Below are 14,713 nucleotides of genomic sequence, written 5' to 3'. Positions count from 1 at the left end.
ATCAGTAACTACTGCCTGAAACGCGCGGCAATATCGACATCCTTGAGCTCGCTGCGGGCAAAGCGCAGCATGGCTTCACGGTTAAAGCCCAGCGCACGGGCTACCAGCAGGTCAGGAAACTGGGCAATCCTCACATTGTGCAGATTGACGCTTTCATTGTAGAACTCGCGGCGGTCGGCAATCGCGTTTTCCAGGCCGCTGATGCGGGCCTGCAAATGCAGGAACTGCTCATTGGCTTTCAACTCCGGGTAGGATTCCGCCACGGCAAACAAGGCGCCAAGCCCGGTGCGCAATGCGCTCTCCGCCGCACCCAGCGCGACAACATCATGCTGCTCGCTGGCTGCCTGCACCCGCGAACGCGCCTGGATCACCTGCTGCAAGGTTGCCTGCTCGTGCTGCATATATTGCTTGCAGGTATCCACCAGCTTGGGCAGCTCGTCATGGCGCTGCTTGAGCAGCACATCGATATTCGCCCATGCTTTTTCGACATTGTTCTTGAGGTTCACCAGGCCGTTGTAGACCATGATGAAATACACCACTGCAACCACCAGTAGCACCACCAGGAAAATCTGCATATTGCCTCCCTTTTTTGCAGGCAGTGTAATCTGCATCTCTGTACGCAGGCAAATGCCATGTTCTTTGTCATTCCGGGCGAAGACCCGGAATCCTGTTAATACCGGTTTAGCAAATAGTTAGACCGGGGGCTCCCCATAAGCAAAAAGCCAGCAATGCTGGCTTTTTGCAATCTCACATTTAAAGCTTATACAGAACGGGTACGGCGTGCTGCAAACCCTATCAACCCCAGCCCCGCCAGCAACAAGCCATAAGTGCTTGGTTCAGGCACGGGCGCCAGCGTCGCAGTGAATGCCAGGTCACCACCCAGAGTGGTATTCCAATCCGTGCCGGTCAACTGGCTGCGGTCATTGCCATTGTTGAGGTAAACAAAAGTGCCGCCTTCATAAGCGGTATCAGGTGCAAAACCCCACTCATTGGTACTGGTCACGCCATCCTGAATGCCGGATGTCGTGAAATACAGCACATATTGACTGTTAGCCTCCAGGTTCACGGACGGATATGCTGTGATCTCAGTATATTCGCTGGAAGCAGAGAAGCGGAATGGATCAGACTGGTAAATGATCTCCCCTACCCTGGAACCTGTCCAAGTTCCCACTTCGACCGTAAATGCCGCATTCAAGTCTGTGAGGATAAAAGAAAACGACTCCAGTACCTGGGCCTGTTCACCGATGCTAATGGTTTGGCCATAGGTGGCAGTATCCGGCGTGCCGAATGGCGAGACCTCGCCATCCCATTGGTCTATAGTGCTGATGGTAGTAGCGGCATGAACTGCCGGTGCAAATGCTAATGTCAAAAGAAAACCCAATGCGGGAAATTTCATCACGACCTCCTTGATGTTGAATGAACTTAAGCGCCGTTACAACTCGTGCTTAAAAATTTCCCCCCTGCCACGTGACCCTAATCCCAGATTAAAGTTCTGGTACGATGGCAACTAAATATCACCACGGAACAATCACTATGCTGGAACCGCTCTGGATCTGGGGCATACTCGGGCTAATCCTCATCGCGTTGGAAATGCTGTCCGGCACGCTTTACATACTCTGGTTCGGCATTGCCGCACTGGGCCTCAGCCTGCTCACCTACCTGTTTCCCGCACTGGCTACCGCCTGGCAATTGCTGATCTTTGCCGCGCTTTCCCTAGGGTCGCTTGCCATCTGGAAGCAGTTCTACCGGCGCGAGCGAGATGACTCCAACATCGGCCAGTCGCGCGGTGAGGAAATTGGCCGCACCGGCACCATCACTGAAACCGTTAGCCCCAAGCAGAACGGCCGTATCGCATTTGCACAGGGCGTGCTGGGGAGCCGGGAATGGGTAGCCATTGCCAACGAGGAAATAGAAACCGGGGCAGAAGCCGTGATCACTGCCGTCGAAGGCAACCGCCTGCGCGTCAGCAGAAAAACCGCCCAATAACACCAACGAGGAGAAGCCATGTTTGAATTTGCATTTGTATTGATCGCCGCCGCCGCGGTGCTGGCCTGGAAAGGCATCCGCATCGTGCCTCAGGGCGAAGAATGGGTGGTGGAACGGCTGGGGAAATTCAATTCCGTGATTACCCCCGGCCTGCACGTCATCAATCCGATCTTCAGCAAAGTCACTTACAAGGTCACCACCAAGGACATCATCCTCGACGTGCCCGAGCAGGACGTCATTACCAAGGACAACGCCGTGATCCTTGCCAATGCGGTCGCGTTTATCAAGGTGACCAATATCGAGCGCTCTGTATATGGTATCGAAGACTTTCGCGAAGCCATGCGCAATATGGTGCAGACCAACCTGCGCTCCATCATCGGCGGCATGGAGCTTAACGAAGCGCTGACCTCGCGCGAGCGCATCAAGTCCGAGCTGAAAAACGCGATTGCGGACGAAGCTGCCGACTGGGGCCTGACGGTCAAATCGGTGGAAATCCAGGACATCAAGCCCTCGGCCAACATGCAGCATGCCATGGAACAACAGGCTTCTGCCGAGCGCGAGCGCGTGGCCGTGGTCACGCGTGCCGAAGGCGATAAACAGTCCTTGATCCTCAATGCCGAGGCACGGCTGGAAGCCGCAAGAAAAGATGCAGAAGCGCAAAAAGTCGCCGCGGAAGCCTCGGCAGAATCGATACGCCTGATTGCGGAAGCCGTGAGGGAGAACGACACCTCGGCCACCTTCCTGCTGGGTGACCGCTATATCCAGACCTTGCAGAAAATGTCCAACTCCAGCAACAGCAAGATTGTGGTCATGCCGGGCGATGTAGTCAGCGCGGTGAAAGCACTGATCGGCGGGAGCAAATAAAAACCAAGGGAGCATATGCTCCCTTTTTTATTAGTTATAGTGATTGCTTGTTACATACGGGACACGCTGCATCCTTGCTCAACTTGAGCGTGCGCCACTCCATCGAAATCGTATCCAGCAACAACAACCTGCCCTGCAAACTCTTGCCCAACCCCAACAACAGCTTCATTGCCTCTGCCGCCTGCATGGTGCCTATTATGCCCACCAGCGGCGCAAACACCCCATTCTCCGCACAATTCAGGCCTTCATCTCCCCCAAGGTTGGGAAACAGGCAGTGATAGCACGGGCTATCGTCATGGCGCATGTCAAACACCGTCACCTGGCCTTCAAAACCAATCGCCGCACCTGATACCAGCGGCTTGCGCAATTCAACACACACTTGGTTGACCGCATAGCGCACCGTGAAATTATCCGTGCAATCAATCACTACATCCGCCGCCTGCACCAATGCGCGCAGGCTGGCCTCATCCACACGCTGCGTTATAGGTTGTACTGTCACTTCAGGATTAATCGCAGCAATGGTATTGGCGGCAGATTGTGCCTTGTTGCTGCCCACCGCTGCCGTGGTGTGGATGATCTGCCGTTGCAGATTGGTCAGATCCACCTCGTCAAAATCGCAGATCGTCAGCGTACCCACGCCACCAGCGGCAAGATACAAAGCCACCGGAGAGCCAAGCCCGCCCGCTCCAACCACCAGTACATGGCTGTTGACGAGCTGCTCCTGTCCTTCGTAGCTAATCTGCGGCAAAAGGATATGGCGGCTGTAACGGAGGAGTTGGTTATCGTTCATGGATTAACTTAGAGATACATCACTCAAGCTGACACTGGCAGCCTAACAAACATCGAAAGAGAGATATTGTACCGAGGTATCAAGGCAACTGCCCGGCCTGGACCATGGCGTTGTAGAGAACGTAAGGGGAAATCCAAGTCACAATATGATTGAAACTGCCATTGGGATCACTGGCTCGAATGTCATGGCTGACGAAAATATTGTCATTATTAAGATTAACCTGTTCATCAGCACCACCCGGTGCAGCTCCGGCCAAAACCTGAGGGCCGGTACTGCCTAATGAATAAACCACTGCAACGGCATTATTGATTAAGTAACTCGTCTCACTACAGTCTGAACTACTCGCACAGACCCGAATCTCTGGCACCAACAGTGCCATCCCAACCAAGGACATTTCATTCCTAGTTGTAAAATCAGGCAATGCACTCCCTCCTCTATTGCTTTGAGCAACCTTATAGAAAACGGAAGTGCTCCACCCATCAACAGCCTGACCTTGGTCATTAACAGGCTGTATTCCCAATGTCGCAGCAGGTAGCAATTGTGCATTGGGATCACATTCACCTCCACCTTCACTGGCTTGCTGTATAAAAGCCTCGACTCCACGACTCGCAAAAGTTGCAGGACAAGGCAAGCGCCCATTTGCCTGGGCAAAGCCAATCAAGGCTTTCTGGGCAATTGCCAATTGATTTTCTGTTTGGCGTAGAGAGCTAGCTTCCCTCTGTGCTGTTACTGGCAATATTAGAGCAGTAATCACAAAACCAAGAATGACCAGAACCACGGCCATTTCAATTAGAGAAAAACCATGTTCCCTATGCATCACTCTCACTCGTAATCCTGTATCCAAGAAACTGCCAAAATCCCAGATGCCCGCTCATTAACAATTGGGACATTAACATTGTCTATATTACGTCGCCTGACTAGTACCAATTGCCTTATCTTATTTATTGCTATCCCATTTTTACGAAGCAATATAAAACAGCTTGCATCACAATTACTCTCTTGCCCTGGGAGCATCAGGACATCGGTATATTGGTCCCAGTAATTATTGAAGTACCACTCGGGCCAATCTACATGATTTTCTGTTAGACCAGGATTCCCTATCTCAATTGCCCCTCCTGAATCTGTAGGATGTATGGTAATGGTCTTATCATTTCTGATTACTCTTATTTCCCCTCTTTCAGCTCTTATTCTTTCAACCGTCCTTTTCTGCACTCCTAAACCTATTAGATGTTGCCCATCTAATGGAATTTCCACAGAAACAACAGTAGGATTCTCCTGACCATTTTGCCCTGAACTATCTTCATCACTACATTTCAAAGAATTGGCACCGCTACTGCATTGAAATTGTTTGGGCGTTTGCACCTTGGTATAAGACGCCACCGACGAGTCAGAAGGCGTAACCACATATGAGCCTTTGAAATCCCATACCAGGTTAGTAGTCTTGTTACTACATATCGCATCCCCCAACATGCATCCTTTTATAATTCCATCAGTAGAAAAATCCTTTGTCCTAGACCTAATCTCTTGTGCAACTCTTCTTGCAACACTCAATATCAACTCATCAATAGTTATATAAACCAAGCGATCATTAAAACTAGAAGTTGTTGGGCCCTGAATAAAATCTTCAGTATCAATCAGATAATCAGCATTAGAATAAACATTACCGTTTATTTCCATAGTGTCTAAATATGCTGAGACAGGTGGGGCGCTTGAAGATCGATTTTGCCCTGACAGAGGTAAACCTGGCGCAATAATCACAATTGCAACACGATTAGAAATAATCCCACCCTGACCATCCCTTATAATCATCCAAGGATATGTAGGTGCTGTAATAATCCCGGGATTAATTATTGGGTTAGTCGCAGGAGAAACATAATTTCTTACTAAATTGCGCGATACTGCGTACCATAACTTATTACCATAGGCATCCTGATAATGTCCTATTCCAGGATAAATAAGACATGGCGTAGTCGAAGGCAACGATGGTAACTGCCCAATAAAATTGGCTTCGCCTTGGCTATTCACCAATTCGAAGGAAGCAGAAGAACAATCACTTCTACCATCATAATTGGGATCATTGGTTTCACGTCTATCTGGCCACGGCATTTGACCTGGTGTCTGATTATGCGTCACCGACCAAGCAATCAATGCCTCCTTCGCTTCCGCCAATGCCTTTATCGTCCTTTCTTCCTGCCGTGCTTTCATAGCAGCAGCATCGTAAGACCTTACCACATAAGCTGTCACCGCCAGCCCGATGATAAACATGGCCAGCAGCAAGGCAGCGCCGCGCTGGCGGGCTAGGCTGGGCATGGGGGATGGGCTCATCGTCACATGCCCTTAACGGATGACACCCTGGGTGGTAGTGTTGAGTGGCGCTGAAGCAGTGGGCTCGGCAGGCTCGGTGGCGTGCACGTTGCGCTCGGTGATTTCGCCGGTTTCAGGGTGGAACACTTGCCCGGCCTTGAGCTGGATGTGGTGTCCGTTGTCCTGCATGGTGAGCGGCACGCTGTTGCTGCCTTTCTTGAATTTGCCAACCTGCACCTGGCCGTTGTCGCTGCTTTCCTGCAATGGCTGGCGGTTGACCCAGACGGTGCCCTTGCCGCCATCGCTGCGCTGGACAAAGCCCTGGATGCTGACTTCCTGCGGGATGTTCCTGACCGGCAGTTGTTCCGCGCTGCTTTCAGGCAGCGGATTAGCGGCCTGTTCGAGCATCTGGCCTTTCAGATTTTGTCTCAGGCGGTTGAGGACTTCACGCTCGGCAGGCGATGTAAACAGGCGTCCCAACGGTTCTGCTGCCAGAGCAACCTGGGTAATCAACAACAGGCTTAACAGCAGATATTTCATGGGGCGCCTCCTGATGAAGACTCGCGCAAGGTGAGCCAGTCCAGTTCGCATGCTGCATTGGCGGTGGGCACCAGCCTGTCAGGCACTACTGTGCCCACACGGTTAATGCTGCATTCACGCAACAGGAAAGGCGTTGTCTGCGCGTTCTTGAGGCCATCCAGCAATACCAGCAGGTCGCCTTCATGCAGCAGGGGCAGTTCCAGCTTCATCACGGAGCGGTACAGGCCAAATGGCGCAGTGTTGGCAATAAAGGCAGGGGTGTAAAGCGCCTGGGCGCCTATGCTGTATTTAATGCCAAAAAGCCGTTGTGCCTGGTGGATGTTGCGCAAGGCATCCACCCATTCAATGCGGTGTTCTTCACCAATAAAGCCCTGGCTGATCAGGCGCTGGTAAACCGGCAGGTAGCGGATGATGTTCTCGCGTTCCAGGCCCGAGGATTGCAGGCGCGAGCGTGCCTGCATGAGCTGGGTTTCTTGCTGGCTCAGCTTTTGGCTGACTTCATCACGGTAGGATCGGGCGTAGCCGGTGATCAAGGCGGTAAAGACAACGGCAACCAGCAATGCCGCAATCGGCAACCCCAGCCGGGCCCAGTCTGCGCGTGTCAGGGTAATCATGATGCCTCCGGCTTCAACACCAGTTTGAGCTTGAACACGGCTTTTTCGCGCTGGGCAGTGCGTTCATCCGTGGTGCTGCCCTGCAGGCTGGAGTAAGAGCTCACATTCACGGGCTGCTGCAAGATAACGACCTCCATGACGGATGCATCTGCCTTAAGCACTTCAGAAAAATGCTGCACTATCTCCAGCGCTGCACGGTAATCGCCGGCAAATCCGCGAATTTCGCCACTGACAAACCCAATTTGGTACAAGGTACCACCGCTTGCAGCTTGTGTTGGTGCCGCCGTCGCTCCCTCGCTTTCAGTATCGCCAAGGGCAAGGTTCGGGCTCATCACCCAACGCAACCGTTCCAACTGGATGCCCGGCAACTGGTTCAGCACGCTGCTGACCACTTGCATCATCTTGCCCGGGTTTGTCTCATGCTGCCTGATGGCTTCGTGAATGCCTGCTGCAGTTTGCAAATCCATGCCGTTGATCGGCGTGGCGGGGAAGTTGTTGGCGACTTCCCCGTAACGCTGTTCCTGCTGGCGGGTTTCTACCACCAACTGCTCGATTTTCTGCGCCTCCCCCATCGCCTGGACCAGGTACAGGACTGTCAACAACAGGCCGAGCAAGGCAATCACCAGCGCGGAACCTACCAGGCTCTTGCGCAGAAATTCCAGCTTGTAATGCCTGGTGATCGGCTCAGGCGCCAGGTTGTCCGGCACATTGCCGCGCGCCAGCATATGCATGTGCAGCAACTCCGGGAACAGGCGCACATGGTCAGGCGGCAAGCCGACATGGGAGGCAACCTGCGCCAGGTTGATTGCCTGGCATTCCAGGCCCTGCTCCTGCTGGATGTTGCGTGCAATGTGCTCTGCATCATCCGACGGCGTAAGCACGACCACCTTCAGCGCGGTATCACGCGCAATCAGCCGCTGGCTCAGCAGGTAAAGCCTGGCCTTGTCGGTTTCCACTAAATGAAAATAAGCCAGCTTGTCGTAGGCTTCTGCCGGTATCTGCACCTGGCGGCTGATACGCAAACGCCCCTGATGCAGATAGCTTTGCCGCAAGCCGGAGGACAACTGCTCGCTCAGCAGGATATCCCCGGCATTGAGCTTGATCTTTTTCAGCAGGCGCTGGCTGACCATGGGCAGGGTATAAACGCCTGCCAGTTGCGCCTGCTGCGCCACCATGGCTTCCAGCCACGGCTGGAGGAAATCCGTATTGGTCAGGGCAACGAACAGGAAGCGGTCATCCCGCCGCTTGTCGCGCTCACGTGTGAGGAACTGCGCCGCGCGGAAGGTGCTGCCGCGATACACGTGGTTGAGCTTGCGCTGCAGCATTTCGTGCCGCGTGCGGCCTATGGTGTGCGGCAGGGTTTCCACATGGAAATCCTCTTCCTGCGCATCCACCATCAGGTAAATGGGGACAAAGCTATAGCGCAGCAGGAAATCGGCAAACCCCGCATGGCCCTGTGCATCGTTGATAAAGACGTCATAATTGCGCAAACGGCCGAACTGCCAGCGGCCGGCAATCAGCTTGTCATTGGTGGCGCAAAGTATGAGTCTATCGAACATGAGGGCTAGAGTTTGAGTTGACTGAACGAATCGTACACCGGACCCAGCACGGAGAACATGATGAGCGCAAGCACAGCCCCGAGCACCACGGTGAGCGCAGGTTCTATCATCTTCAGCATTTTCTCCACCGACTCGTTGACGTCACGGTCATAGAAATAGCTGACATTGAGCAATGCCCTGTCCAGCCCGCCAGTGCTCTCCCCCACGCGGATCATGCGCACCACCAGCGGCGGAAATAGGCCGACATTGCGGAAACTGTCACTCATGCTTTCCCCGGCATTGATCTGCTGCCAGGCCCGGTACAAAGCCTCGGCCACAACCTTGTTATCCACAATTTCCTCGCAATTGCGCATGCCGTCCAACACCGGGATGCCGGTCTGGTACATCAGGGCAAAATAGCGCGAAAACCGTGCAAGAATGATTTTGTTGAGGATATCGCCCGTCACCGGCAGGTGCAGCTTGATAAAGTCGTAGCGATAGCGCATTTCCGGGTTTTGGCGAATGGCCACGGCAAGCACCGCCACTAGCACGACAGGCACGGAAATCATCAGCCACCAGTAATTCACCACCGCATTGGAAACCGCAATGAGGATGCGTGTCTGCAAAGGTAGCTCCTGCCCCATATTAGTCAGGAAAGACACCATCTGCGGCACCAGGTAGGCCATGAGGAATACCACGGCACCAAGCACCACTACCAGCACGAAGAGCGGGTAAGCCAACAGCTTCTTGGTTTGTGCAATGAGTTCGTCCTGCCATTTGAGCGTTGCCGCAAGGTGCTGGAATATCTCGGGCAGGCGCCCGGTCTGCTCACCGGCGCGGATCAGGCTAATGAACACGCGGTTGAAGACGTAAGGATGCTCCGCCAGCGCTTGCGACAGCATCTTGCCACCCTCGACCGACGACACCAGCGCACCAATGACCTTCTGGAAATGCAGATTGGTGGTACTGTCGCGCAAATCCACCAAGCCTTCGAGCAACGGCACGCCGGCAGAAGTCAATTGCTCCAGTTGAAAGCAGAAGATCACCAGGTCTTGCAGGCTGACCTTGCTGCGGCTGAATATGGAAGGCCGCATGGTCGCGGGCTTGAAGGTAATCAGGTCCAGCCCGATGCGTTTGAGCCGCAATTCAAGGTCGATTTCGTTCAGGGCGTCAATCTGCCCACGGGCTGATTTCCCTGCCTGATCCATCGCCTTGTAATTGAAGGTAGGCATGCGGGCTACCTGACGCGGCTCGTCAAATCGATCACGCGCATGACTTCCGCCAAACTGGTATGCCCCTCGAGGATGCGCCGCACGCCATCCTCGGCCAGCGTGGTGAAGCCTTTCTCCAGCGCCATGCTGCGCATTTCATCAAAATGCGCACGGCGCGCGATCAGGGCATCCATGTCATTATCAATACGCAGCAGTTCCATGATGGCCATGCGGCCGCGATAACCGGTAAAGTTGCATTGCTTGCAACCAGTAGCGCGATAGATGCGCAGGTCGATACGGCCTGTATTGCCCAACAGCTTGCGCTCATCGTCATTGGGCGCATATTGCTCCCTGCAATGCGTGCACAACACGCGCACCAGCCTCTGCGCCACCACGCCGATGATGTTGCCCGCCATGATATCCGGCGAAATGCCGATATCCAGCAGGCGCGGGAAAGTGCCCAGCGCGGAATTGGTATGCAGGGTGGTGAACACCTGGTGACCGGTCATCGCTGCGCGAAAGGCCATGGTGGCGGTATCGCTGTCGCGGACTTCGCCAACCAGGATGATGTCCGGGTCCTGGCGCATGATGGAACGTATGCCATTGGCAAAATCCACCTTGTTCACCTCGGCAACCGAGGTCTGGCGCATCATGGTCACCGGATATTCCACCGGGTCTTCCAGGGTCATGATATTCACCGCTTCGGTGTTCCTGAATGAAAGCAAGGAATACAGCGTGGTGGTCTTGCCGCTGCCGGTAGGGCCCGTAACCACGAGAATGCCTTCCGGGCGTGTCATCATGAGCTTGAGTTCGTCCAGGGTATGGTTGCGCAAACCCATGCGCTCCAGCGGGATGATGGACTTCTCGCGGTCCAACACCCGCAGCACGATATTCTCGCCATGAATCGTGGGATGGCTCGCCACGCGGAAATCAATCGGGCGGCCGCAAAGGTTCATGTTCAGGCGGCCATCCTGCGGCGAGCGCGTCTCGGCAATGTCCATGCCGCTGATCACCTTGAGACGCACGGCAATACCAGGCCAATAGGTCTTGTGCAGGCTGCGGATCTGCTGCAACACGCCGTCAATCCGGTAGCGGATGCGCAAGAAAGCATATTCCGGCTCGAAGTGAATATCCGAAGCGCCGCGCTTGACCGCGTCCATGAGCAGCGCGCCCACCAGCCGCACCACGGGCTGGGTGTATTCATCGCCTACGGACTGCAGGCTCTGGTAGTCGATCTCGCCGGTTTCGATTTCACGCAGGATGCCATCCACGGAAAGCTCATAGCCGTAGAACTGGTCTATATATTCTTCCAGTTGGGCTTCGGCAGCGAGCACGGGCTTGACCTGCACCTGGGTGCCCGCCGTGGCGCGCAACTGGTCCAGCGCCACCACATTGAACATGTCCGACATCGCCACCGTGAGCAGCCTGCTGGCTGCATCAAATGCCACCGGCAGCAAGTGGTAACGGCGCGCAAAACTTTCCTGCACCATATTGAGCGCATCGGCGTCGGCCACCACGGTAGCAAGGTCGATACTCTCCTGGCCGATGGTATGCGCCACCAGGTCGCGCACCACCGACTCGGTCACAAATCCCAGGCGTACGAGCTGCCGCCCAAGCGGGATATTGCTCTGTTCCTGCTCCATGAGGGCGATGCGCAACTGGTCCTGACTGATCAGGCCCTGTTGCACCATCAATTCTCCCAAGCGGAGCTTGCGACGCTGTTCTACCATGCGCGAATTCTTTTTCCGTTATGTTTTGAGCCCAGCACACCTAGGCCGCGAGCGCCTTCTATAAACGAAGGCGGCTACTGAAGCTGCTGTATCCTGGCGGCCAGTTGCGCCTGGTCCACCGCCGCCGATTCCCTGAGCGCCAATAATGCCTGTGTTTGCCGGTAATATTGCAGGGCCAGTACCTGCTTGCCCATCTGGTCAAGGCTGACAGCCAGGTTAAATGCATATTCGGGATTGGCCGCATCAAGATGATGCGCCTGGAAATAAGCCTGCTGCGCCAGCGGCCATTGACCCTGCTCGGTATAAAGGTGCCCCAGCGCCGCATGCAGGTATGCTGCATCTGGCTGCTGGCTGATCAGGCTCTTCAAGCGCGATTCACTGGCAACAGGATCGGCCTGCCCTTTTAAATCCACGATCGCTGCCTGGGCCACATGATTGCGTGGCTCCACTTCCAGCACTTTTTTATACCAGCCAATCGCATCCTCGCTGCGGTTCTGTCGCGCCGCAATCGCGGCCATGCCGAGCAAGGCATCCACATTACGCAGATCCGCCTGCAAGGCTTGCCGATATCCTTGCTGCGCCAACGCATCATCGCCACGGTTAAAGGCATCATATGCCGACAATACAGACTGGTTCACCGTTGCAGCCGCACGGTTGCGGCTGACCTGCACGCGGCTGTTTTCCGGTGGCCTGGGCGCCTCTCCAAACACTTGCGGCACTGGCTGGCTAGTTGGAGGAGTGCTGCGTACGGGTGGCTCTGCTAGAACAATTGGCGCAGGTGTCAACGCCGTCATCGTAGGCAGTCCATCTGCTTGCGCCGTAGCGTCATCCCCTTCCGCAACCGCTTCTGGCATATCATTCTCCACCACAGACGGAGCCGAGGCGAGTGGCAGCGGTTTCGGCACAATCACTTCCGGCTGCGTCAGGGAACTGGTATACCAGAGCACGCCAAAACCAATCAGCAACAGCAACGCCAGCAGCAACAAACCCTGCGTGAATGGCGATATGCGCGAATCCAGCTTCATCGTGGCTGACTTGGCAGCCAGCAGGCGAGCCGCCGCCTGCTGGTTGGCAGTAGTTTGCCCTGCTTCTGGCGGTGCTGTGTCTGCCTGCTTATTCTCACCACTGCGGGCTGTTTCATCAGCAGGGCCAAGATCAAAGACGAAATCCTCGATTTCAGCCTTTTTCAATGACTGTTGCTTGCCCTGCTCAGCCTTTTCCAATGCGCTAATTAACAGACTCATTAATCAACCTTTGCAATTGCTGGGCAGGCAGGTACTGCTTGTAACTGCTCAACTCATCGCTTTCCAGGCTCGCATTCTGGACAACAATAGGCCGCAGGAAAATCACCAGTTCGGTTTTGACATTGAAATTGCTGCGTGCCGTGAACAGTTTGCCGAAAAGCGGCAAATTGGAAACGCCAGGCACCTTGTCAGTGGCCTGCTGGATATTGTCTTGCATCAATCCGCCCAGAACAGCGGTGTTGCCACTATTGATACGCAGCATTGATTCCAGCTCGCGCACCTGGATTTGAGGAATCCTGCTCACGATCGGCGGAGTCACCGCCGCCAGTTGCGGATTGGGATCATCCACATATCCCAGAACCCGGGAAATAGTAGGACGGATATTGATATTCACCAGACCTGAATCATTGATTTGCGGTGTCACACTCATCACAACACCCACAGGCACTGTATTGGGCGTTGTGGTAACCGCTTGCAGATTGGCCGAACCTTGCACAGTCCCCTGGGAGATTTGCGACTGAATCGTAAAGTACACCAGGTTATCCACTACCTTGAGCACGGCGGTCTGGTTGTTCAGCACCATGAGCTTAGGGCTTGATAACACTTTGGTATCGCCAAACTGGCGCAACAGGCGCAAGCTGAAGTCGATATTGCTGTTGGTGCTTGAATAACCCACGCTGAATGGCACGGAAGTACCTGCAGTACCGGCGATTCCGGCAGGTGTCAGCACCGTGCTCAGCCCTAATTGGTTGGTCATGTTGAAACCGTTGCCAAGACGTGTCCAGTCAATCCCTGCCTGGTAGGTGTCATTCAGCGTCACTTCAACAATCGACGCCTCGATCAGCACTTGCCGCTTGGCACTATCCATGACCTTGTCGAGGAATTCCTGCACTTTCTCATGCTGACGGCTGGTAGCCCGCACGCTGATGATGCCGGTTTCCGGACTGGCAATCACAGTAGCGGCAAAGAGGGTCTTGTATTCTGTACGTGCCTGCTCACGCTCTTCCGCACTGTTTCGCGCTGGAGCTTGGGTGGGCGGATTAGCTTCGCCTTCTTGAGATGGCGCAGTCTCCTCGGATTGGGATGTACTGCCGGTACGGGTGATGATCACCTCTTTATCAGTCTCGGTCAGAATATCCTTGAGGTTCTGGATCAAGGTTTCCCAAAAGTGATTCCTGGACTCGCTATTGACAGCAGTACGGGAACTATTGGCCGCACCGGAAGCGCCCGACGCGCCACCACCCGATGCCCCCATACCACCACTGGCACCACCGACTCCGCCGGTGGCAGCAGCCCGCCCGGTACTGGCAATCTCTGCCGCTGCGCCAATAAAGCCCGTAGTATCACGCGACATGTTGACGTAATCCACCTTGTAACTGCGCAGCACTGGCATATCCGGCGTAATACTGAGTACATTGCCATCCACGCGGTAAGTCAGGTCCACCTGCTTGGCCAGGCGCTCCAGGATGGCGGGCAGGGTCTGGTCCACGGCATTGAAGGTGGCACGGCCCTGAATGGCGGGATGGATGTCGATATTGAGCTTGCTCTCGCGCGCCAGCGCAAAGAGGATTTCCTTGACCGGCACATCGTTGACCACAACGCTGTAGGTCTGCTCCTTGGTCCGCGGCTTGGGCGGCGGCAGGTAGCTGCTGCTCTTGACCGGCTTGGGAATCGCGGCTGCCTGCGCCGGCGTTGCAGACACTTGCTCGTCGATATGGCCGCCGGAAGGGGAAACCGTGGATTGATGGGCGCAACTTGTCAGGCCAAGCACAAATGGCAATATCAGAATGCTGGCAACTTTTGGCAACTGGCCGGACAAAATGCAACTCCCTCTGTTAGTAAATTCTGGGTTAGTGATTCTGGTTTCGGGATTTATCCCATAATCGCTACTT

14 protein-coding genes are annotated in these 14,713 nt (G+C 54.7%); 2 read left to right on the top strand and 12 right to left on the bottom strand.

Annotated features, from left to right (window positions below):
* Positions 1 to 8 precede the first annotated feature (8 nt).
* Both LG198_RS05020 and LG198_RS05015 read right to left on the bottom strand, forming a co-directional pair.
* Entirely contained in the window at positions 9 to 575 is a 567-nt protein-coding gene (locus LG198_RS05020; protein ID WP_230342090.1) for a LemA family protein, read from the bottom strand.
* A gap of 185 nt (positions 576 to 760) precedes the next feature.
* Positions 761 to 1,396 carry a PEP-CTERM sorting domain-containing protein gene (locus LG198_RS05015; protein ID WP_230342089.1) on the bottom strand — a complete coding sequence of 212 codons (636 nt, stop codon included), beginning with the start codon at positions 1,394 to 1,396 and terminating at the stop codon, positions 761 to 763.
* Between the two features lie 137 nt (positions 1,397 to 1,533).
* Here LG198_RS05015 and LG198_RS05010 point away from each other — a divergent pair, with 137 nt between their 5' ends.
* A complete protein-coding gene (locus LG198_RS05010; protein WP_230342088.1) occupies positions 1,534 to 1,986 on the top strand; it encodes an NfeD family protein in 453 nt (150 codons plus the stop codon).
* A gap of 18 nt (positions 1,987 to 2,004) precedes the next feature.
* Positions 2,005 to 2,850 (top strand): SPFH domain-containing protein, encoded by an 846-nt coding sequence (locus LG198_RS05005; protein WP_230342087.1) that lies wholly within the window; start codon positions 2,005 to 2,007, stop codon positions 2,848 to 2,850.
* Between the two features lie 34 nt (positions 2,851 to 2,884).
* Here the strand turns inward: LG198_RS05005 and LG198_RS05000 are convergent, their stop codons facing one another.
* The 10 genes from LG198_RS05000 to mshL all read right to left on the bottom strand — a co-directional run bounded on the left by LG198_RS05000 (position 2,885) and on the right by mshL (position 14,640).
* Positions 2,885 to 3,640 (bottom strand): HesA/MoeB/ThiF family protein, encoded by a 756-nt coding sequence (locus LG198_RS05000; protein ID WP_230342086.1) that lies wholly within the window; start codon positions 3,638 to 3,640, stop codon positions 2,885 to 2,887.
* A 79-nt stretch (positions 3,641 to 3,719) separates the two neighbouring features.
* Positions 3,720 to 4,457, bottom strand: coding sequence for a type II secretion system protein (locus LG198_RS04995; RefSeq protein WP_230342085.1), 738 nt, complete (start codon positions 4,455 to 4,457; stop codon positions 3,720 to 3,722).
* Positions 4,458 to 4,462: 5 nt separating this feature from the next.
* Complete coding sequence (locus LG198_RS04990; RefSeq protein WP_230342084.1) at positions 4,463 to 5,965, bottom strand: hypothetical protein; 1,503 nt, start codon at positions 5,963 to 5,965, stop codon at positions 4,463 to 4,465.
* A gap of 12 nt (positions 5,966 to 5,977) precedes the next feature.
* A complete protein-coding gene (locus LG198_RS04985; RefSeq protein WP_230342083.1) occupies positions 5,978 to 6,484 on the bottom strand; it encodes a hypothetical protein in 507 nt (168 codons plus the stop codon).
* The gene (locus LG198_RS04980; RefSeq protein ID WP_230342082.1) at positions 6,481 to 7,098 is read right to left on the bottom strand and encodes a hypothetical protein; all 618 of its coding nucleotides are present in this window, start codon (positions 7,096 to 7,098) and stop codon (positions 6,481 to 6,483) included. The genes LG198_RS04985 and LG198_RS04980 overlap by 4 nt, the downstream gene beginning before the upstream one ends.
* A complete protein-coding gene (locus LG198_RS04975; RefSeq protein ID WP_230342081.1) occupies positions 7,095 to 8,657 on the bottom strand; it encodes a hypothetical protein in 1,563 nt (520 codons plus the stop codon). The genes LG198_RS04980 and LG198_RS04975 overlap by 4 nt, the downstream gene beginning before the upstream one ends.
* Before the next feature lie 5 nt (positions 8,658 to 8,662).
* Entirely contained in the window at positions 8,663 to 9,868 is a 1,206-nt protein-coding gene (locus LG198_RS04970) for a type II secretion system F family protein (protein WP_230342080.1), read from the bottom strand.
* Positions 9,869 to 9,873: 5 nt separating this feature from the next.
* Positions 9,874 to 11,577: a GspE/PulE family protein gene (locus LG198_RS04965; RefSeq protein ID WP_230342079.1), complete on the bottom strand. Its 1,704-nt coding sequence runs from the start codon at positions 11,575 to 11,577 to the stop codon at positions 9,874 to 9,876.
* A 74-nt stretch (positions 11,578 to 11,651) separates the two neighbouring features.
* Positions 11,652 to 12,821 carry a tetratricopeptide repeat protein gene (locus tag LG198_RS04960; protein ID WP_230342078.1) on the bottom strand — a complete coding sequence of 390 codons (1,170 nt, stop codon included), beginning with the start codon at positions 12,819 to 12,821 and terminating at the stop codon, positions 11,652 to 11,654.
* On the bottom strand, positions 12,805 to 14,640 hold the full coding sequence (gene mshL, locus LG198_RS04955; protein WP_230342077.1) for a pilus (MSHA type) biogenesis protein MshL: 1,836 nt from the start codon (positions 14,638 to 14,640) through the stop codon (positions 12,805 to 12,807). The genes LG198_RS04960 and mshL overlap by 17 nt, the downstream gene beginning before the upstream one ends.
* Positions 14,641 to 14,713: the final 73 nt, after the last annotated feature.

It is taken from the genome of Methylobacillus arboreus (assembly GCF_020532725.1).
GTDB classification, from domain to species: domain Bacteria; phylum Pseudomonadota; class Gammaproteobacteria; order Burkholderiales; family Methylophilaceae; genus Methylobacillus; species Methylobacillus arboreus.
This window is presented reverse-complemented; position numbering and strand designations above follow the sequence as displayed.